The following is a 20,391-nucleotide window of genomic DNA, read 5'->3' on the forward strand; positions in this document are numbered from 1 at the left end:
GCGTCGTGAGCGCGTTCGCGGGCTTCCCGGTGGAGTCGCTCAAGTTCCTCAAGGGACTCAAGCGGCACAATGAGAAGGGGTGGTTCGAGGCGAACCGCCCCGTCTACGAGCGCGCGGTGAAGCAGCCGCTGCAGCGCTTGGCCGAGGAGCTCGACATCCAGTTCGCGACGCTGGCGCCGGAGTTCGTGGCCCCGCCGAAGCGCGCGCTGTTCCGCATCCACCGCGACGTGCGCTTCTCGAAGGACAAGTCGCCGTACAAGACGCATGCGGCGCTGTGGGTCTTCCATCGCGACGCCGGCCGCGGCGTGGGCAAGAGTGTGGGCGAGGCGCACGGCGGCGCGGGGTTCTATTTCCACTTGGAGCCCAGCGCGTCGATCATCGCGGCCGGCTATTGGATGCCGCCGCGGCCCGCGCTGAACATCATCCGCGATCGCCTGCTGGAGGATCACCGGCCGTTCGCCAAGCTGCTCAAGGCGCCGGCGTTCGTGAAGCGCTTCGGCGGGCTGACGGACGACGAACCCGGGGTGAAGCTGACGCGCGTGCCGCGGGGCGTGGACCCGCTGCATCCGGCCGCGGAGTTGCTGCGCTTCAATTCGTTCACGGCATCGCGCGCGCTGACGGACGCGGAGGCGCTGTCGCCGAAGCTGGTGGCGACGGTGATGAAGGACTACGCGGTGCTGTTGCCGATGGTGCGCTGGCTGAACGCTGCCCTAGGTCATTCTGCGGCGCAGCGGCGCTAGCGTGGTTGCAGCGACTCGTCGCGGGCGGTAGCGTAGCAGCACGACCCCGCCCGCGGCGGCATGCCGACCCCGATGATCGAATCTCGCCCGTTGGCGCGCTGGTCGCGCGCTGTCATCACGAGTGCCATCGCGCTACTCGTCGTCTCGCTTGCCTGCGCCGAGCGCGTCACTGGACCGGGCAACGTACGCATCATGGAAGGGGTGCGACCGGTCTTCCTGCTCGATGGTGCGCCTGCCCCACTGCCGGTCGGCTCGGTGCGCGTGCTCATCACGACGATCGTCGGCGCACGACTCGCGGACACGGTGCTCACGTTCCCGGGGGACGGCAGCGACATCACGCTGTCGGTGCCGGTGCAGGTCGGCGAGGGCACCAGCGAGGTACGGACGGTCGCCGAGTTCCGGGACGGGGCGGGCAACACGCTGTTCCGCTCGGAGCCCGTGGCCGTGCGCATCCTGTTCGCGAACCAGGGCGATGGACCACCTCCGTCGCCGGTGAGCGTCCCGCTCACGTACGTGGGCCCCGGCTCCGGGCGCACGTTGCAGATCGAGGTGGACCAAGCGCCAGCGGTCGGCTTCGCGGGCGATACGCTTGGATTGAGCGCGACGGTGCGCGACCAGACGTCGGCGGTGGTGGCGGGCGTACCGTTGGTCTGGGCGTCATTGGATACGACCGTCGCGCAGGTGTCGTCGGCCCTCGACGGACGATTCGTCCTCGGCCCGCAGCGTGGAACGGCGCGGCTCGTGGGTTCGACGTATACCGGCGCGCGCGACACGGTGACGATCGCCGTGCAGCCGTTGCCCGCGCAGCTGCAGGTGGTCGGCAGCGCCACGCTCACTGACACGGTGGCGACGACGGGCGCCTCGTTCCGCGTGCGCGTGCTCGGCGGCGATGGCCTGCCGCTGCGCGATGCAGAGGTCCGCTTCACGGCGGTAGGGGTGACCCTCGACAGCACCTCGGCGCGCTCGGATGCGCAGGGCGAGGCGAGTGTCCGGTTCCGGCTACCGAACCTGGTGGGGACCTACGGCGTGACGGCCGCGCCCGCGCGCGGGAGCGGCAGCGCGGCGCTGACGGTCATTGCGGTGCCGGACAGCGCCGTCGCGGCGCGTGTGACGGGCGTGACGCCTCCGTCGGTGCGGGCCGGCGACTCCCTGCCCCAACTCTCGGTCGGCGCGGTCGATCGCTTCGGCAACGCGGTGCCGACGTTCGCGGATACAGTGCGCGCGACGCTGGTCGACACCGCGGGCCAGCCGCTGGGCAGCGCCGTCGCGCGCGTGCCCGCGGGCGGCGTCGCGAGCTTCGTGGGCTTGCGTCCGCTGACGGCCGCGCCACGCGCGCTCGTCGAGCTACGGGCGGGCGCACTGCCACCGGTGCGGAGCGACACTTTCGCCGTGCTTGCGGCGAGCCCGGTGGCGCTGCGTGCGATCGGCGCCACGCCGGACAGCAGCGTGGCCGGCACGCTGCTGCCGACGCTCGAGGTCGAGGCGGTGGACGCCTTCGGCAACCGCGCACCGCAGTTCGCGGACTCGGTGCGCATCGCACCGATCGGTGCCGGCCCGCTGCTGGGCCGGCGCGCGCGGGTGGCGACGGCCGGCGTCGCGCGCTTCGACAGTCTCGCGCTGACGAAAGCTGAGTCGGGCGTGCGGCTGGCGCTCACCGCCGCGGCGTTGGCGCCGGATACGACGGCGGCGATTCGCGTGAAGCCGGCGGCGCCGGCACGCGTAGTGGTCGTCAGCGACCCGCTCACGAGCGTCGTCGCAGGCGACACGACGCTGCGTGTGGGGGTCGGCGTCGAGGACGCCTACAACAACTTCGTGCCGACGGCGACGAACGCGGTCACGGTCTCGCTGCTGGGCGGTACCGCCGCGTTGTTCGGCGACACGGCACGGGCCGCGAGTGCGGGCATCGCGTCGTTCACGGGGCTGAGCGTGCGCGTGGCGGCGGCCGGGTATCGCCTGCGCGTTGCAGCGGACGGCCTCACGCCGGATACCTCGGCGGCGTTCGCGGTGACGCCGGCCGCGGCGGCGCGCCTTGCGGTGACGGCCGCGCCGACCGATTCGACGGCCGCCGGTGCGACCCTCGCACCGTTCTCGCTGACGGCGTACGACGCGTACGACAACGTTGCGCGCGGCTTCGCCGATACCGTGACGGCGTCGTTGAACGTGAGCCCGCTGGTGGCGACGCTGGGCGGGACCACGAAGGTGAAGGCGGATACGGGCAAGGTGACGTTCACGGGGCTATCGATCGCGGCGGCGGGCACGGCCTTCCGGCTCATCGGGTCGGCACCGGGGCTGGTGCCGGACACGTCGGATGCGTTCCGTGTGTACGCGACGGCAGCGGTGGCGACGGTGTTCGTGACGGAGCCGCAGGCGTCCATCGTGGCGGGGGACACGATAGTCTCCGTGACGGTGGAGACGCGTGATGCGCTGGGAAATCGAGCGTCTACGGGCGCACCGATTGCGCTCACGTTGATTGGCGGTGACGCGGGCGCGACGCTACTCGGTACAACATCGTTGAGCGGAGACTCGGCGCGGGCGACCTTCAGTGGGTTGCGGCTGACGCGGGCCGGGAGTGCGTATCGGCTGGTCGCGTCGAGTGGCGTGACGACTGCGGATACGTCGCAAGTGTTTGCGGTGACGGCAGCGGCGGCGACCACTCTGGCTTGGGTGACGCAGCCAGCGAGCGGAGCCGTGGCGGGGGACACGCTCGGCAGCTTCTCGGTTGCGGTACACGATGCGTATGGGAACGTCGTTCCGATCAGTACAGATGTGATCGTCCTCTCACTGTCCTCGAATCCATCGGGGGCAAGCCTCCACGGCTTCATCGGTAACGTTGCTTCCGCGGGAATTGCGACGTTCGGCGGAGGCACGATCGTGGGACGGCCGGGTACCGGGTTTGTGCTCCAGGCCTCCCTCGCTGGATTGACGTCTGCCCAGAGCCTGCCATTCGATGTCGTCCCGCCGACACCAACACCGCGCCGGACGATCCTGAGCGTAGGAAATGCCGTCTGCGGCATCGCGGCGTCCGATGCGCCGTACTGTTGGGGTCGGGGTTACCTGAGTGCTGGAACCGCGTCCACCCTCGGGAACGGCACTACACCCGAGTTCCAAGGCCTACCATTGCCGGTCTCGGGAGGCCTCTCGTTGAAGGAGATTTCCACTTCGACTGCTACATCGTGTGGCCTGACCACCGGTGGTGCCGCGTACTGCTGGGGCGCCACGACCAACGGTCAACTGGGCGACGGCGGCGTGAGCGACGGCAGCGTTCCTGCCCCGGTGCAGGGCGGACTCGTGTTTCGGACAATCTCTGTGGGGACCGGCACTGGCTTCACGCAGCGCGGGTTCGCCTGCGGTGTGACATTACAGGACGACGGCTACTGCTGGGGTTCGAACGAGAACGGCCAGCTTGGCAACGGCACGACAACGATCGCGACGGTGCCGACTCTTGTATCTGGAGGCCTCAAGTTCGCGACCATTCGCGCAGACCGAGGCTTCGCGTGCGGTCTCACGCTCCAGGGCGCAGCATATTGTTGGGGTACCGGAGCCGAAGGCCAACTGGGCAACGGCAGCGTCAATCCGTCCTTGACCCCGACAGCGGTGGTTGGCGGGCTGAGCTTCATCGATCTCGACCTCGGCGACGGCACCGCGTGCGGTCTGAGTGCGCGCGGAGATGTGTGGTGTTGGGGGCAGTACCCGCGCGGTATCGCCTCGGGACTACCCGCGAGCTCCAGCACGCCGGTGTCGGCGGCATTCGGATATCGTTTCGTCGAGATCTCGGCGAACATCAACGCAAGCTGCGGCCGAAAGGCCGACGCCACCGTGTGGTGCTGGGGGAACGGTGCGTTGTCCGGCGGTGGCTCTAACGTCGCAGCGACCACACCGCAGTTGGTGGCAGGCGGGCACTCATTCGCCGCGCTCGCGCGCGTGGCAAACGCGACGCGTTGCGCGGTCGACGTGAGTGGTGCGGTGCACTGCTGGGGATTCTCCGTCGATGGTCGACTGGCCGACGGTGTGAACGGGCTGACGCCGTCGCTCGTGTCGGGGGCAATCAACTTTGCGAGCATCAGCGGTGGCCGGAACCACCACTGCGGTCTGACGGGCGGCGGGACGGCGTACTGCTGGGGGCTCAATGGCAGCGGCCAGGTTGGCAACGGAACCGTGTCTCCAGGCCAAGGGTCTTTTAATGCTCCAACCACTGTCGTCGGGGGCGTCACCTTCGCGCGCCTCGAGCGCAGCACGGGACAAGTCACCTGCGGCATCACCGCGGACAGTACCGGTTACTGCTGGGGCCTGACCCACTGGGGAGACACCACCGGAACGCCCACCATCATACCGGGCGGGCATAAGTGGATCGCCATTGCGGCGAGTCTCTCCCACGCCTGCGGCATTGTCGCGGACAGCACGGCGTACTGCTGGGGGCAGAACACGACTGGCGTCCTCGGTGACAGCAGCACGGTCGCCCGTGCGACCCCCGGACCAGTTTACGGCGGCCATCGGTTCACCCGCATCTCTACGAACCAGTCGCAGAGTTGCGGCGTCGTCGCGAATGGTGACATCTACTGCTGGGGCGCCGGCGCAGGTGGCCAACTTGGATACGGGGGAACGACCTCGCAGACGATACCAACACGCGTGGCGAGCACGGGGATTACCTTCGTTGACGTCTCAACCGTGATTGGAGCAAGCTGCGGGCTTGCATCGACCGGCCAGGCCTACTGCTGGGGCAATGGCACGCTCGTCGGATATGGTTCAACGACCAATGCCCTGACCCCGACGCCCGTTGCGGGCGGACTTTCGTTTAGCAAGCTGCGGAGCGGTGCAAACCAAACCTGTGGGCTAGCAACATCGGGCGCTGCCTACTGCTGGGGCGAGAACTACTACGCCGAGCTAGGTAACGGCAACACGACGCGCCAGCTCACGCCCGCCCCGGTCGCCGGAGGCCAGGTCTTCGTGGACATCACGACGGGCTTCGGGATAGGCTGCGGACTCACGGCCGGCGGACAGACGTATTGCTGGGGTCGTGACGTCTTTGGACAGCGCGGGCGGGCACAACCCGCGGTGGTGTATAGCCCCACCGCCGCTCAAGGCGGCATCACCTTCCGGACAACGGCGCCGTAGGCGCCGGTGCTCGGCGGGAGGTCCGACGCCGGGCGTGGTCACGCGCGGCTACGCCCGCCCGCGCACCACCCCTTCCACGCGTCGATCGGGATCGAACCATCGCCGCGCCAACGTGCGCATGCTCTCAGGCGTCACGCGCGAGAGATCGGCGGGATACCGCGCCAACTCCTCCAGCTCGCCCCACAGATACGCGTCCGCGAGGTCGGCGAGCACCGCCGCGCCGCTCGCCTGGCGGATCTTCCATGAACCAATGGCGTAGCGCAACGCCCGCTCCAGCTCATGCGGATGGACGAGGTCTTCACGCAGCTTGGCGAACTCGTTGAGCAGGCCGGCGCGCGCGATCTCTTCCTTGTCCGGCGAGGTCGCGATGTACGCGGCGAAGGTGCCGCTGACGGCGCGCACGTACGGGCGCACGAGCACGGTATACGCCAGTGACTGCCGGTCGCGGAGCTCCTCGAAGAATCGCCCGCCCAGCCCGCTGGCGACGCCACTTAACAGCTCGGCCTCGAAGCGCGACGCCTCGTCGCGCGCCGGGCCTTCGAACAGAATCGACAGCGCCGTCTGCCGTTTGTCGCGCGGCTCGACGTTGACCGCGGACGCGCTGGGCCAGGCCGGACGCGCGATGCGCGGCGCGTCGGCGCCACGCAGCCCGACAAGCCGCGTGGCGATCTCATCGGCCGCGCGCTGCGGATCGACGTCCCCGACGATGGCCACGGCGCTGCGCGCGCGCAGCACGGAGCGTGCATGCCAGTCGCGCAGCTGCGCGACGGTCACGCGGCGCACGGCGTCCTCGGTGCCGAGGGTCGAGCGGCCGTAGGGATGATTGGGCCAGGCGAGTTCCGCGGCGAGCCGCAGCGGCTGGCGGTACATGTCGTCGCGCAGGGCCCCGAGTGACGCCAAGGCGATCGCCCGCTCGGCTTCGAGTCCATCCTCGGGAAACGCGGGCTCCGTCAGCAGCTCGGCCAGCAGCGCCATGGCGTCCGCATAGCGGTCGGTCGGGACGCCGATCGTCCACTGCATCGCCTCCGAGCCGACACTCGTGCTGAACGAACCGCCGAGCCGTTCGGCGGCTTCGGCGAACTGCGTGGCGTGACGGCGTTGGGTGCCGCGCAGCATGGTGCGCGCCATGAGCGTCGAGAGTCCCGAGACGTCCGGCGATTCGTCAATGACACCGCCGGCGATGAAGGCGCCGAGGTGTGCGAGGGCGGCCCCTGGACGCGGGCGGACGAGGATGCGGACATCCTCGTCCGTGCGGAAGACGTGCACGCCATCGACGACGCGTTCGAGCTGCGCCCGGCGCGGCGCGACTGCGCTTACCGCAGGCGCGGGCGCGGTGACCTCCAACGGGGCGACGCCCGGCGCTTCGAGAAGCGCGCGCACCTCCGTGGCGCTCGCGCCAAGCGCCTCGGTGCCGCGCGGGCGATACGCGACGAGGCTGGCCCCGTCGAGCGACAGGTAGCGCTGCGCGACGTCCGTGAGGCGCGCGACACTCGTGTTCCGCAACGCGTCCTGATAGGCCAGTCCCTGTTCCCAGCCACCGGCGAGTTCCCAACTGCCGAGGAAGTTGGCCTGGCCCTCGGCGCTCTCGAGGCGCCGCAGCCACTGGGCATCGAGGAGCTGCCGCGCCCGGGCGAGTTCGTCGTCGGTGAGGTCGCCCTCGCGCACGCGACGGACTTGGTCGACGATCGCGCGCGCGGCCTCGCGCGCGCGCTCCTGCGGCGCCGTGGCATGCACGACGAAGACGCCGAGCTCGGTGGGCGTGTAGTCGTAGGCCGAGATGCTGGAGACGAGGCGTCGGTCCCGCGTCGCACGCACGAGCCGCGCGGCACGGCCCGAGGCAAGCACCGTCGCCAGGCAATCGAGCGCCGGCGCGTCGGGATGATCGGCGCTCGGCGTGCGCCAGCCGAAGACGAGCTCGGTCTGCGCGATGTCGCCCTCCCACTCGCGCAGGCGGAAGCCCGCAGGCCGAATATCGAGCGGTCCACGATCGCGGGTGAGCGGCGCGTCCTCGAGCGCCGCGTAGCGCTGCGTGGCCTCACGGATCGCCTCGGCGGGATCCACGTCCCCGACAATGGCCAGCACCGTGTTCGAGGGGCGGTAGAAGCGTCGGTAGAATGCCACGAGCTGGTCGCGCGTGAGCGCGCGGAGCTCGTCCTCGCGTCCCATGCGCCAGCGCCGGATGCGATGCCGGTCGTGCAGCACCTCGAACATCGTCTCCAGCGCGAGCGGGCCCGCGGAGTCGGCCTTGCGCTTGGTCTCCTCGATGATGACTTCGAGTTCGCGGCGCAGTTCGTCGGCGTCGATGACCGAGTTGGCGTAGGCGTCGAACTGCACATCGAGCCCGGCGCGGAGCCCGTCGGCCGGCAGCACCGTGTAGTAGTGCGTGTGATCGTAGATGGTACCGGCGTTCAGGTAGCCGCCGGCGAGCTTGGTCGCGCGGGCGATCTCGCCGACGCCACGCGTCGGCGTGCCCTTGAAGTACATGTGCTCGAGGACGTGCGCGATGCCGACGGTCTCGTCGGGTTCGTCGAAGTAGCCGGCCTTCACCCAGGTGACGATGGCGACGACCGGCGCGGTGCGATCGCGGCGGGCGAGGATGGTCAGCCCATTGGCGAGCCGGACCCGATGCACGCTGTCCGGAGTGAGGATCTGCGGCGGCATCAGTGCGTCAGCGGACGAGCGGGGCGCGACGGATGACGAGGAGTCCGGCGACGAGCATGCCGATCCCGTAGCCGAACACGAGCACGAGATCGGTGACGGGCCAAGGGGTGCCCTCGATGAGCGACTTGTGCACGAGCTTCAGCGTCTCGATGGGCGGCAGCCCCCGGACGAGCGGCCGCAGCCATTCATACAGGACCTCCCGTGCGCCCAGTTGCTGGAGCAGCTGCGTGCCCATGTACACGAGGATGACCAGGAGCCCGTCCTTCTCGGTGAACGCCGCGCAGAGCGTCGTCAGGCCCCCGATCAGGACCAGCGTCGCCAGCATCGCGACGATGGTGCCGAGCACCGGCACGTCAGCGCCCAAGTAGCGGGCGGCCAGCGGCGCGGGCAGGAAGCAGACCGTGAAGAGCGCCAAGCCCGCGATGAAGCGGCTGAGGTAGAACGGTGCCGGCGCCACGGGATGCGAGAACAGGAAGCGCACGTATTGCCGTTCGCGGTCTTCGGCGATGCTGCGCGTCATGAAGAGGAACGCCCCGAGCGTGAGGCAGAGCGGCGTGACGCCGACATACACCATTCTGAGGATGTTGGCGACGGCGTCGGGATTGAAGTCAGGGTTGTTCCGGGCGGAGTGCAGGGTGGCGAAGACCGGGATGCCCCCGAACACGATGAACATGGCCAACGACACGAATGCGCGCGGGACGAGGTCGCGCAGCTGCCAGGGCACGTAGTCACGAAGTGCAGGAAGCGTCATCGCGCCGTCACCGCCGAGCGGAAGGCTTCTTCGAGCGAGGATTCGGACGGCCCCACGGCGGTGACCAGCGCCCCCGCGGTGATGGCGGCGGCGAGGCCGGCGTTCAGGCCGGCGACGTCCGCGGTGCACTCGATGTCCGGCCCGTTGATCACGGCGCCGGGGAAGGCCGCCGCGACGGCATCGGGCGCCTGCGTGACACGGATGCGCCAGCGTCGCGGGGCCGTGATGCCCGCACCGCCGCGCACCTCGACGACGCGCTGGATGGCGCCGCGGTCCACGATCGCGACGCGGTCGCAGAGGCGTTCGAGTTCGTCGAGGTTGTGCGAGGCGATCAGCACCGCGCGGTCGGCGCGGCGAATCCCCGCGACGATGTCGCGGAACCGTGCAGTCCACACGGGATCGAGGCCGTGCGTGGGCTCGTCGAAGATCACCATCGCGCGGTCCGTCAGCAGCGCGTGGGCAAGCCCGACGCGCTGGAGATTGCCCTTGCTCAGCGCCTTCAGGCGCTTGCGTCGGTGCTCGCCGATGCCGACGGCGTCGATGACGCGGTCGACCTCGGCACGGCGCCGGTCGGCGGGGATTCCCGCGAGGATGGCCATGCGGCGGAGGGCTTCGTCCGTGCGCCAGGTGAGCGGCCACGTCATGAGTTCCGGCAGGTACGCGACGCCGTTCCGCTCGACGTACGCGCGGGGCGCGACGCCGTCGATGGTCAGGCGGCCCTCGTCGGGCGAGAGCATCCCGAGCAGCATCGCGATGAGCGTGCTCTTCCCCGCCCCGTTCGGGCCGGCGATGCCGACGACTTCGCCGCGCGCGATCTCCAGCGTGACGTTGGAGACGGCGCGAACCCCCGGACCGCGCCAGGTCCGGTACGTCTTGCTCACGTTGTCGAGGACAATCACCGTTCGATACGCAGCAGTCCGGCGTCCGCGCTGGCGCGGAGGAAGCTCTCCGCATCGCGCGTGGGGATGAGGATGCCCGTCAGCGCGAATCCCCGCCGCGCCTCGGCCTGCATGAAGTCCTCGAGCGTGCGCTGCGCCTGCCCGGGCGTCGCGTCGCGCATGCCGCGGACGATCTCCTCCCAGCTGCCTTCGTAGGGCCGGCCATCGCGGCCGACCACGCGGTGCCGCACCGGGGCACCCTTCTGCTCGCTCATCTCGTTCAGCAGCGCGCCGAACAGCTCCAGCTGCGAGCGCGCGGCTTCCTGCTCCTGTTCGGCGGCGCGCTGTTCGATCTCCGAGAGCATCTCGTCGAGCGCATCGGGGGCCGGCTGCAGCTCGGCGAGCCGCTCCTCCCAGATCTTCAGCGACGGATCGTCGTCCCGCAGGCGCAGGTGCGACTTCTTGAGTTCGAGCAGGCGCCAGATGCCGAGCTCGTCCCAGTGGTCTTCGGGCTTGGTGCGGTCGAGGTGGTACAACGCTGCCTCGTACTCGCCCTGGTCGTAGAGCAGGTTGCCGAGGTAGATGCGCGCCTCACTGTGCTCGGGATCGAGCTGCAGCGCCTTGCGCAGCGTCTCCGCCGCCCCCGCTTCGTCGGCGAGGCGATGCTGGGCGTAGCCGACCATCGCGACGGCCTCGGCGTTCTCGGGCGTCTGCTGGACGGCGATCTCGAAGAAGTCCTTGGCGTCTTCCATGTAGCCTTCGCGGAAGAGCGCGCGCCCGACCTGCAGCATGAGCTCGATGTCGTCGCTGTAGCCGAGTTCGAGGATGCGACGGAAGCTCTTGAGGCCGGCCTCCGCCTGACCGAGCTTGAGCAGCACTTCGCCGAGTCCGGCGAGGGCGTCCTCGTGCTCGGGATCGAGGATCAGCGCTTCTTCGAAGGAGCGCCGGGCCCAGGCGAACTCATCACGGGCCAGGCGGGCGTAGCCGACGCCGACGTGCAACTCGACGGCATTGGGATAAAGCCCGAGGCCCTCGCGCAGCAGCGTGAGCGCCTCGTCGTAGTTGCCTTCGTTGTAGAGCTGGTGCGCGCGCTCGTCGTACTCCTCGGAACTCAGGAACGGAGAGGGCATCGGGGCACTGGCCTCCGGCTCGCAAGGGGTTGTACCTAACCTATAGCGGGGAACGCGAAGTCAACAGCTACCGAAACGGGTGGTGTGCTAGGGCTCCGGTGGCGTGCCGCGCGTCCCGGGCGCGGGCCCATCGGGATGGACGCGACAGGCAGGCGGCTGCTCGATGCTGTAGGTGAGATTGGCGATGCGCCAATGCTCGCCGACCAGCACGAGCGTGAAGACATCCACACCGCAGTGCGACCACGCGCGATCGACGTACAGGTCGTACGGCAGCCAGACGACGGCAATGGTGCCGGCAATGCGGATGTCCGGCGCGAACCCGCGCTCGATGATGGGGTCCCGGCGCCCCGCCGCCCGCTGCGACTCGGCCGTGCGCATGCGATACCCCGGCTGGCCGCTGCGCGTGCTGGCGGCATACACCTGTGCCTCGGGCGTCATCAGGTCGCTGAGGCGGGCGACCTCGCCCGTGTTGATGAAGTGCATCGCCGAGTCGACGACCGCCATGACCGCGCTGCGCTGGTCCTGGGCCTCGAGGCGATCCGGCAAGGCGAGGCCCGCCCCGACGATGAGGGCCATCCCGAGGGAACGCATCATGCGGCGAGCGCCTGCGCGATCGCACCGGCGAGCGCGGCGTTGGCTTCCAGCAGTGCGAGGTTTGCCGTCATCGAGCGACCTCCGGTTGCGGTGGCGATGGCGGCGAGCAGGTGCGGGGTCAGTGCCGCGCCGCGGATGCCACGTTGGCGCGCCTCCTCCACCGCGGCGAGGACGAGCGCGTCCACCTCCGCGCTGGCGAGCGCGAACTCGGCTGGCGGCGGCTGCACCACGAGGAGCGCCGAGGACTGACCGGCCGTGTGCCAATGGGCCTGTGCCATCTTCGCGATGGCTTCCGGCGTGTGCGCCGCCGCCGGCACGCGCAGGCCCGTCTCCGCCGTGAAGAAGCCTGGAAACTCATGGCCGCGATACCCAATCACCGGCACGCCGTAGGACTCGAGCCGCTCCAACGTCGCGGGCAGGTCGAGGATGGACTTCGCACCGGCGCAGACCACGATCGCCGGCGTGCGCGAGAGCTCGAGCAGATCGGCCGATTCGTCGAAGGCAGGTTCACGGTGGACGCCGCCGATGCCGCCGGTCGCGAACACCTGCACGCCCGTCAGGCGACAGATGGCCAGCGATGCCGCCACGGTCGTCGCGCCATCGGCCCCCAAGGCGCAGGCGACGCCGAGGTCGCGGGCCGAGACCTTCTCGATGCCCTCGCGCGCCAAGAACCGCGCGAGATCGTTGTCGGCGAGCCCGAGCGTCAGTTCGCCGCGCACGACGGCCGTGACCGCCGGCGTCGCGCCGGCCGCGCGCACGGCGGCGTCCATGCGACGCGCCGCTTCGGCGTTCTGGGGAATGGGAAGGCCCTGGGCGAGCACGGAGCTCTCCAGGGCCACGATGCCTCGCCGCGCCGTTCGCGACGCAGCGACCTCCTCACTGACCCGGACCGCGCGTGATGCGCTCACCGGGCGTGCGACTCAGGCGTCGTCGAAGTCGTCGGCGCGGCGCGTGTCCATCAGGTCGCGCTCGCGGGCGTCGGGATCGAAGACGGCGAGGATCTTGATGTTCTCGCCCGCATAGCAGTCGAAGGCCTTGCCCGTGCCGCGCTTGATCGAGATCTCGTGTCCGTCCTCGAAGCGCAGGATGGCCGTGGGGAACTCGTTGTTGACGTACTGCTTGCGGAGCTTCTTCGGCGGCGTCGGCATCGTCGTGGGCTTGGCGTTCTGGTGGGGACCGCGAACCTAAGCGAAGCTACCCCCGCGTCGCGGCGGGGGGAAGGGTCACGTGACGGTGGGACGCGTGTCAGCGAAAGCCTTCCACGCGTCGGTCGCGAGGATATCATCGATTTCCCCGACCACGCGACGCACTTCGTCGTCGGTCGTGTAGAAATGCGGCGCCACGCGGATGCCCGCGCCGGGCCGGAAGTCGATGACGACATCGCGCGCGAGGAGCGCCTGCGCCACCGCGGCGGCATGCGGCACGTCGAAGGCGATGGTGCCGCCGCGACGCGAGGGATCACGCGGCGCGGTCAGGCGATAACCGCGCGCGTCGGCCAACTCGACGAGCAGGGCCGTCTGCCGCAGGCTCTTGGCGCGGACCTGCGCCATACCCGCCGCACGGACGATGCGGGGGCCTTCCGTGGCCGCATAGAGCGACGGCACGGTCGGCGTGCCGCCCAGCCAGCGCCAGATGCCGTCGGCGGGCTCCATCGTCGTATCGAACGCGAACGGCCGCTTGTGCGCTTGCCAGCCGGTCAGCGCCGGCGCCAAGCGCTCGCTCATTGCCGGGCTCGCATAAAGGAAGCAGCCGCCGGGGCCGCCGCAGAGCCACTTAAGCACGCCGCCGGCGAGGAAGTCGACCTTGCTGCGCTTCACATCTACAGGAATCACGCCGACCGAGTGGTAGGCATCCAGCGAGACCAGCGCGCCCTGCGCATGGGCGTGCGCGACCAGCGCGTCGGCGTCGATGATGTACGCCGAGCGGAACAGCACGTGGCTCACGCAGACCAACGCCGTGCGTTCGGTGATCGCCGCATGCAACGCCTGCTGGTCGATCGAGATGCCGTCCTCGCTGGGCACCACGATGACCCGCGCGCCGAACTTCGGCGCCAACTGCTCGATGGCGTAGCGAACGCTCGGGAAGTCCAGCGCCGTCATCACGATCTCGTTGCGCTGCGCGGTGATCGGCACGGCCGAGAGCACCGTGGCCTGCGCGATGGTCACCGTCGGGACGATGCCCACTTCATGCGGCGCGGCACCGATGAGCGGCGCCACCACGTCGCCCACCGTCACGGGCATCTCCCACCAGCCCTTGGCCCAGGCGCGGACACCGTGCGTGCGCCAGGCATCGGCGTACTCCTGCAGGCGCCCCGGCACACCCCGGGGCATCGCGCCGAGCGAATTGGAGACGAGGTAGGTGCAGGTCGAGAGGATGGGAAACTCCTCCCGGAACGCGAGCAACGCATCAGTCATGCGCTGCAATCTACCGCATCGGCCGTCAGTCGTCGGGATGCGTCGCCTGCCACATCGCCACCGCGCGGTACAGGATCGGCAGCACGAACAGCGTGAGGAACGTCGACGTCACGAGCCCGCCGATCACCACGCTCGCCAGGGGTCGCTGCACCTCGGCGCCGGCGCTCGTCGTCACGGCCATCGGCACGAAGCCCAGGCTCGCGACCAACGCCGTCATCAGCACCGGCCGCAGGCGGTCCACCGCGCCATGCAGCACCGCGTCATCGAGGCTGCGGCCCTTCTCGCGCAGGTGATTGATGTGCTCCACCATCACCACGCCGTTGAGCACGGCGATGCCGAAGAGCGCGATGAAGCCGATGCTCGCCGAGAGCGAGAGGTTGATGCCGCGGAGCCAGAGCATCGCCACGCCGCCGACGAGCGCGAAGGGCACGTTCATGAGCACGAGCCCCGCCTGCGCCACTGACCCGAAGGAGAGGAACAGCAGCAGGTAGATGATCAGGATCACCGCCGGCACGACCAGCGCCAGCCGCCCGAGGGCGCGCGTCTGGTTCTCGTACTGCCCGCCCCACTCCAGGAACACGCCCGACGGCAGCTCGACCTCGGCGGCCACGCGGCCCCGCACTTCCTGCACGAAGCTGCCGAGGTCGCGGCCGCGCACGTTGCTCATCACCAGCGTGCGGCGCTGCGCGTCCTCGTGCGCGATGAGCTCGGGGCCCATGACGGTCTCGATGCGCGCGAGCGAGCCCAGTGACACGCGCGCGCCGGTCCCCGTGCGCACCGTGATGCGCTTGAGCGACTCGAGGTCGCGTCGCGCGTCGTCGGGCAGCCGCACGGCGACGCCGATGCGGCGCGGGCCGTCGACCAGCTCGGTCGCCACCGCGACGCCCGTGCCGAGGTCCAGCGCCGCCTGCACGTCGGCCACCTGCACGCCGTAGCGGGCAAGCGCGGCGCGATCCACCTGCACGCGGTACTGGCCGCTGCCATCGGCGATCTCCACCGAGACGTCTGCTGCGCCCTCGACGCTCGCGACGATCCGCTCGATGCGCGCGCCAAGCGCCTCGTTCACCATGCGGTCGGGCCCGACGATCTTGATGCCGAGGTCCGTGCGGATGCCGCTCTCCGCCTCATCGAGGCGCATCGCCAGGGGCTGCGTGAACGCGATCTCCAGCCCGGGAATCGCCGCGAGCGCCGAGTCGAGCAGGGCGATCAACCCCTCGTTCGTCTTCGCCGAGGTCCACTCGTCGTGCGGCTTCAGGATGACGTACGTGTCGCCCTCGTAGAGGCCCATCGCCTCCGTCGCGAGGTCCGGACGGCCTTCCTTGGTCACGACGGTCACGACTTCGGGGAACTGCTTGATGATGCGCTCGGCCTCCATCGACAGCCGCGTGCCCTCGCCCAGTGAGATGCTCGGCAGGCGCCGCGACGTGATGAGGATGTTGCCCTCGTCGAGCTTGGGCATGAACTCGGTCCCGATGAACGCGATCGACACCACGGCCGCGAGCACCGCCACGGCCGAGACGGCGACGATGCGCTTTCCGTGCGCCATCGCGCGTGTCAGGCCGCGGGCGTAGCGCGCCCGCAGCTCGTCGAGCAGGCGATGCCGCTCCTCATGGTCGTGCTTGAGCACCATCGACGCGACGCTCGGCACGTACGTGAGCGCCAGCAGCAGCGAGCCGAGCACCGCCGTCACGACGGTAAAGGCCATCGGCTTGAACATGCGGCCCTCCATCCCGTCCAGCGTGAAGATCGGGATGTACACGGCGACGATGATCGCGATGCCGAACAGGATGGGCCGACCGACCTCGACGGCTGCCCCAAGGAAGATCGACCGTCGGTCCTCGCTGGTGCCTTCCTCGAGCTTGCGCACGAAGTTCTCGATCATCACCACGGAAGCGTCGACGATGAGGCCGAAGTCCATGGCGCCGAGCGACATGAGGTTCGCGCCGTAGCCGAACAGGTGCATGCCGCCGAAGGCGAAGAGCATCGAGAGCGGAATGACCGACGCGACGATCAGCGAGGCGCGCCAGTTCCGCAGGAACAGGAACAGGACGGCAATGACGAGCAGGCCGCCCTCGATGAGGTTCTTCGTGATCGTCTTGGTGGTGCGCGCGATGAGCTGCGTCTGGTCGTAGAAGGGCGTGACCGCGACGTGCGTCGGCAGGCCGCCGCGGATCTCGTCGAGGCGCGCGCGCACGTCGCGGATGACGCGGCGGGAGTCGGCGCCCTTGAGCTTCATCACCATGCCGGTGACGACCTCGCCCTCGCCGTCCTTCGTGACCGCGCCTTGGCGCGGCAATGCGCCCATCTCCACGCGGGCCACGTCGCGCACGAGCACCGGGGCCCCGCCGCGCGTCGCCACCACCATGCGGCCGATCTCGTCGAGCGACTCGGCTCGACCCACGCCGCGGATCGTGAAGCGCTCGCCCGCCGTCTCCACGTATGCGCCGCCGAAGGTCCGGTTGTTGGCGTCCAGCGCGTCGTGGAGATCCTGCAGGGTGAGGTCACGCGACGCGAGGCGTGCCGGATCCGCGACGACGTGCACCTGCTCGATGAACCCGCCCCAGGAGTTCACCTCGCTGACGCCGGGCACCGTGCGCAGGCGCGGTCGGATCGTGTAGTCATGCAGCGTCTTCAGCTCGGCCAACGACATCGAGTCGCTGGTCACCGTGTACTGGAAGAGCTCGCCCATGGGCGTGCTCACGGGCCCGAGGCCCGGCTCTATGCCGGGCGGAAGCGCGCCCACGGCGTCGGCCACGCGCTGCTGCACCAAGGTGCGCGCGAAGTACACGTCCACCTTGTCAGGGAAGCTCACCGTGATCAGCGAGAGCCCCTGCTTGCTCACCGAGCGCACGTTCTCCGCGCCCTGGATGCCCATGAGCGTGGATTCGAGCGGGTAGGTCACCAAGCGCTCGACGTCCTCGGGCGGCATGCCGGGCGCGCTGGTGATCACCTCGACGCGCGTGCCGGTGAGGTCCGGGTAGGCATCGAAGGGGATGTGCGTCAGCGCATAGAAACCGAAGGCGACGATCGTGAGGACGCCGCCGATGACGAAGAAGCGCTGGTGCAGCGCGAAGTCGACGAGGCGCTTGATCAATGGTCGTGGCCTCCTTCGCCCGCGCCCTGCCGCTTGAGGATCTCCGCCTTGGCGAGCGCGGCTCCGCGCGTCACCACGGAATCGCCGACGGCGAGGCCCGCGAGGATCTCAGCGCGCTGCGAGGTGCGGCGCCCCACGCGCACGGGCACGGCCTCGATCAACATGCCCTCGCCGAGTCGCGTGCCGCGCACGACCACGGTATCGCCCTCGAAGAGTTGCACGGCCTCGGCCGGCACCGAGAGCGTCGGCGCGCCATCGGCGCCGAGCAGCTCGGCGTCGGCAGTCATCTCGGCGCGCAGCAGCGACTGCGCGTCGGCGGCGGCGCGGGCCCAGACCTCGATGGCGCGACTGGTGGAGTCCACCACCGGTGCGATGCGCGTGATGCGGGCATCGAACGTGCGTCCGGGGTACGCCGGCACGCGGAAGCGCACGGCCTCGCCCGTGCGCACGCCGGCGATGGCCTCCTCGGGTAGGCGCATCACGACGCCGAGGCCGGCGCCGCGGGCCACGGTGATCAACTCCTGCCCGACGAGGACCACCTGCCCGGGGAGGGCGGCGCGGCCGGTGACGACACCGTCGAAGGGCGCTCGCACCAGCGCCGCGTGTTCGTCGGCGTTCCCCGTGGGGCCATCGCCGATGAGATGCTTCACGTAGCCCTCGGCGCGTTCGAGTTCCGCATGCGCGGCGTCGCGCGTGGCGACGGCCGCGGTGCGTGCGGCGCGCAGCCGTTCGACCTCCGCCGTCGCGATGGCCTTTGCGGCGAGCAGGCGCTCGCCCCGTCCCACCGCTTGCTGGGCCACGGCGAGGTTGGAATCGGCACTGGTGCTGGCCGCGCGGGCCGCGACGAGGCGCTGGCGGGCATCCATCATCTCGTGCGAATGCACGACGACGAGCACGTCACCCTCGCGCACGCGGTCGCCGGGGTAGGCCCGCACCTCGAGCACGCGGCCCTCGACGAGTGAACCGAGCGGCTGCGCGTCGTTGGGGTCGTACGACACATGCGCCGGCAGCCGCCAGGCCTCGCGCCAGGCCTCGTTGCTCGCCGCCGCGAGGGTGAAGCCGCCGATGCGCAACGCCGCGGCATCGATGAGCGCCGTATCGGCGACGGCGCCGGCCTCAGCCGCAGCCTCGGGCTGGTCGGTGCCGCAGGCCGCAAGCGAGACGAGGGCGAGGGCGAACAGTGCGCGCATCAGGGCATCTCCAGGACCGGCGCGCCCATCGCGCGCCGCAGTTCGAGTCGGATCAAGTGGCGGTCAGCCGTGGCCTGCAGCGCGGCGGCCCGCACATCGGTGACGGCGCGCAACGCTTCCAGCGTTTCGGTGAGTGTGGCGTGGCCTTCGCGGTACGCCGCCTCGGCGGCCGCCGCAAGTTCGTCGGCACGCTGCGCGCTCGTGGCATCGGCACGGATAGCCATCGCGTCCATGGCCCGCACGGCGTCGAAGGCCGCTTGCACCTCGCCGCGCACGCGAATCTCGAGGGCCCGGCGCTCGGCGTCCGCGAGGAGCCATTCGCCGGTCGCGCGCTCGCGGTTGCCGCCGTTGGCGTTGAGAATCGGCGGCGTGACGAAGAGCCCGACGACGCCCGCGGCGTAGCCACCGGTTCCTTTGTAGCCCGCCGTGACCCCGACGTCAGCGACGCTGCCGCGGGCCTCGGCCGCGCGGCGGCGCTCGGCTTCGCGGGCGGCGGCCTGCGCGGCCCGCACATCGGGCCGCTGCGCGAGTGCCTGCGCGATCGCTTCGTCCGCGTCGAAGGTCAGCGCGGCGACCTCGAGCGCGGGCGGCGCGGCCAGCGCGAGTTGGCGCGGGTCTTCGACGCCGAGTCGCGCCGCGAGTGCGGCGCGCGCGCGTCCCGCCGCGGCGATGGCTTGCACCGCGTGATAGCCGGCGCGCTCGGCCTCCAGGCGCGTGCGCATGGCGCTGGCCTCGGCGATCACGCCCTCGGCCGCTCGCAGCGAATCGAAACGGGCGAGCTCGGCGAAGCGCGCAGCCTGCGCGGTGGCGAACGTCGCGGTGGACGCGGCGGTCCACAGCGCCCACCACTCGCGCGCGGCGTCGAAGCCGGCCTCGCGCTGCACGAAGAGCGAATCGGCGATGCCCCGCTCCCGCGCCGCACCGAGCGCGCTGCGCAGCGCGAAGCGACGCCCCGTGACCGAGACCGGTAGCGTGAAGGTCGCAAAGTCGTCGTACGGCAGCGGCGCGCCTTCGTTCTCGCGCCGCAGTTCGAACGTGGGATTGGCCCATTGCGCGTCGGCGCGTGCGCGGCCGACGACGATCTGGCGCGCCGCCGACGCGGCCTGTGCGCCGGGCCCGGACCGCATGGCACGTTCCACCGCTTGCTCGAGCGTGAGCGATGGCTGCGCTCCTGCCGTCACGGCCTCTTGGGCCGGCATGGCCGAGGCCAAGAGCATGAGGGCGCACACGGCGCCGAAGGAGAGTCGTGGCATCACCGGACAAGCTAGGGCGCCCGGATGAACGCACGATGAACGCCGCGGTGGAGCGCCCGACCGCCCTAGCGCGCGGGTTCGAACACCCCGCGCTCACGGTTCTTGCGCACGTTGTCCCACGGGAACACGCGCCCGTTCATCGCCACGTACACGCCAGGCGGCAGCACCTGTGCGAAGCTCAGCGCGGAGCCGAGGTTGAAGAGGCCGTCCGACGAGCCGAAGGCATAGGGAATCATCGCGCCGGTGAGCACGATCGTCTTGTCGAGGTCGGCCGCGGCCAGCGCGCGGGCCGAGTCGACCATGGTGTCCGTGCCGTGCGTGACCACGAGCCGCGGCTCGGCGCTGGCGCGCGCCGCCGCCACGATGCGCGCCCGGTCGTCGTCGGTGAGATCGAGCGAATCCTTCAGCATCAGGACCTCGCTCACCAACGGGACGAGGCAGCGACCGCGCCGCAGCACGTCCTCGACGTGCGAGCTCCCGAACGACAGGGTGCCGTGGATCTCGTCGTACTGCTTGTCGAAAGTGCCGCCGGTAACGAGGAGGCGGATGGTGGGGGGCGTCATGGCTGAAAGGT

Annotated in this window: 14 protein-coding genes; 2 read left to right on the forward strand and 12 right to left on the reverse strand. The window is 70.3% G+C overall.

The window, feature by feature from the left end:
- Nucleotides 1-5: 5 nt before the first annotated feature.
- Both Strain318_RS12135 and Strain318_RS12140 read left to right on the forward strand, forming a co-directional pair.
- On the forward strand, nt 6-740 hold the full coding sequence (locus tag Strain318_RS12135) for a DUF2461 domain-containing protein (RefSeq protein ID WP_367885959.1): 735 nt from the start codon (nt 6-8) through the stop codon (nt 738-740).
- Between the two features lie 72 nt (nt 741-812).
- Nucleotides 813-5,852, forward strand: coding sequence for a hypothetical protein (locus tag Strain318_RS12140; protein WP_367887955.1), 5,040 nt, complete (start codon nt 813-815; stop codon nt 5,850-5,852).
- Between the two features lie 48 nt (nt 5,853-5,900).
- On the opposite strand, the gene Strain318_RS12145 is transcribed toward Strain318_RS12140, so the two are convergent.
- The 12 genes from Strain318_RS12145 to Strain318_RS12200 all read right to left on the reverse strand — a co-directional run bounded on the left by Strain318_RS12145 (nt 5,901) and on the right by Strain318_RS12200 (nt 20,380).
- On the reverse strand, nt 5,901-8,513 hold the full coding sequence (locus Strain318_RS12145) for a M16 family metallopeptidase (protein ID WP_367885961.1): 2,613 nt from the start codon (nt 8,511-8,513) through the stop codon (nt 5,901-5,903).
- 7 nt (nt 8,514-8,520) lie between these two features.
- Complete coding sequence (locus Strain318_RS12150) at nt 8,521-9,264, reverse strand: hypothetical protein (protein WP_367885962.1); 744 nt, start codon at nt 9,262-9,264, stop codon at nt 8,521-8,523.
- A complete protein-coding gene (locus tag Strain318_RS12155; RefSeq protein WP_367885963.1) occupies nt 9,261-10,163 on the reverse strand; it encodes an ABC transporter ATP-binding protein in 903 nt (300 codons plus the stop codon). The genes Strain318_RS12150 and Strain318_RS12155 overlap by 4 nt, the downstream gene beginning before the upstream one ends.
- On the reverse strand, nt 10,160-11,272 hold the full coding sequence (locus Strain318_RS12160; RefSeq protein ID WP_367885964.1) for a tetratricopeptide repeat protein: 1,113 nt from the start codon (nt 11,270-11,272) through the stop codon (nt 10,160-10,162). Before Strain318_RS12160 ends, Strain318_RS12155 begins: the two co-directional genes overlap by 4 nt.
- A gap of 87 nt (nt 11,273-11,359) precedes the next feature.
- Nucleotides 11,360-11,866: a hypothetical protein gene (locus Strain318_RS12165; RefSeq protein WP_367885965.1), complete on the reverse strand. Its 507-nt coding sequence runs from the start codon at nt 11,864-11,866 to the stop codon at nt 11,360-11,362.
- Entirely contained in the window at nt 11,863-12,774 is a 912-nt protein-coding gene (locus Strain318_RS12170; RefSeq protein ID WP_367885966.1) for a pseudouridine-5'-phosphate glycosidase, read from the reverse strand. Before Strain318_RS12170 ends, Strain318_RS12165 begins: the two co-directional genes overlap by 4 nt.
- Before the next feature lie 12 nt (nt 12,775-12,786).
- On the reverse strand, nt 12,787-13,014 hold the full coding sequence (locus tag Strain318_RS12175) for a hypothetical protein (protein WP_367885967.1): 228 nt from the start codon (nt 13,012-13,014) through the stop codon (nt 12,787-12,789).
- 75 nt (nt 13,015-13,089) lie between these two features.
- Nucleotides 13,090-14,280: an aminotransferase class V-fold PLP-dependent enzyme gene (locus tag Strain318_RS12180; protein WP_367885968.1), complete on the reverse strand. Its 1,191-nt coding sequence runs from the start codon at nt 14,278-14,280 to the stop codon at nt 13,090-13,092.
- A gap of 25 nt (nt 14,281-14,305) precedes the next feature.
- Nucleotides 14,306-17,374, reverse strand: coding sequence for an efflux RND transporter permease subunit (locus Strain318_RS12185; RefSeq protein WP_367885969.1), 3,069 nt, complete (start codon nt 17,372-17,374; stop codon nt 14,306-14,308).
- Nucleotides 17,371-18,564: an efflux RND transporter periplasmic adaptor subunit gene (locus tag Strain318_RS12190; RefSeq protein WP_367885970.1), complete on the reverse strand. Its 1,194-nt coding sequence runs from the start codon at nt 18,562-18,564 to the stop codon at nt 17,371-17,373. The genes Strain318_RS12185 and Strain318_RS12190 overlap by 4 nt, the downstream gene beginning before the upstream one ends.
- Nucleotides 18,564-19,817, reverse strand: coding sequence for a TolC family protein (locus Strain318_RS12195; RefSeq protein ID WP_367885971.1), 1,254 nt, complete (start codon nt 19,815-19,817; stop codon nt 18,564-18,566). The genes Strain318_RS12190 and Strain318_RS12195 overlap by 1 nt, the downstream gene beginning before the upstream one ends.
- 65 nt (nt 19,818-19,882) lie before the next feature.
- Nucleotides 19,883-20,380 carry an asparaginase domain-containing protein gene (locus Strain318_RS12200; protein ID WP_367885972.1) on the reverse strand — a complete coding sequence of 166 codons (498 nt, stop codon included), beginning with the start codon at nt 20,378-20,380 and terminating at the stop codon, nt 19,883-19,885.
- Between the last annotated feature and the right edge of the window lie 11 nt (nt 20,381-20,391).

The sequence above is a fragment of the Pseudogemmatithrix spongiicola genome, from assembly GCF_030623445.1.
GTDB lineage: Bacteria > Gemmatimonadota > Gemmatimonadetes > Gemmatimonadales > Gemmatimonadaceae > Pseudogemmatithrix > Pseudogemmatithrix spongiicola.

Bases quoted from the DNA above. Each gene is read 5' to 3' on its own strand.
- Strain318_RS12140 (WP_367887955.1), top strand. From the start codon at position 813: ATGATCGAATCTCGCCCGTTGGCGCGCTGGTCGCGCGCTGTCATCACG.
- Strain318_RS12145 (WP_367885961.1), bottom strand. From the start codon at position 8,513: ATGCCGCCGCAGATCCTCACTCCGGACAGCGTGCATCGGGTCCGGCTC.
- Strain318_RS12150 (WP_367885962.1), bottom strand. From the start codon at position 9,264: ATGACGCTTCCTGCACTTCGTGACTACGTGCCCTGGCAGCTGCGCGAC.
- Strain318_RS12160 (WP_367885964.1), bottom strand. From the start codon at position 11,272: ATGCCCTCTCCGTTCCTGAGTTCCGAGGAGTACGACGAGCGCGCGCAC.
- Strain318_RS12165 (WP_367885965.1), bottom strand. From the start codon at position 11,866: ATGATGCGTTCCCTCGGGATGGCCCTCATCGTCGGGGCGGGCCTCGCC.
- Strain318_RS12175 (WP_367885967.1), bottom strand. From the start codon at position 13,014: ATGCCGACGCCGCCGAAGAAGCTCCGCAAGCAGTACGTCAACAACGAG.
- Strain318_RS12180 (WP_367885968.1), bottom strand. From the start codon at position 14,280: ATGACTGATGCGTTGCTCGCGTTCCGGGAGGAGTTTCCCATCCTCTCG.
- Strain318_RS12190 (WP_367885970.1), bottom strand. From the start codon at position 18,564: ATGCGCGCACTGTTCGCCCTCGCCCTCGTCTCGCTTGCGGCCTGCGGC.
- Strain318_RS12195 (WP_367885971.1), bottom strand. From the start codon at position 19,817: ATGCCACGACTCTCCTTCGGCGCCGTGTGCGCCCTCATGCTCTTGGCC.
- Strain318_RS12200 (WP_367885972.1), bottom strand. From the start codon at position 20,380: ATGACGCCCCCCACCATCCGCCTCCTCGTTACCGGCGGCACTTTCGAC.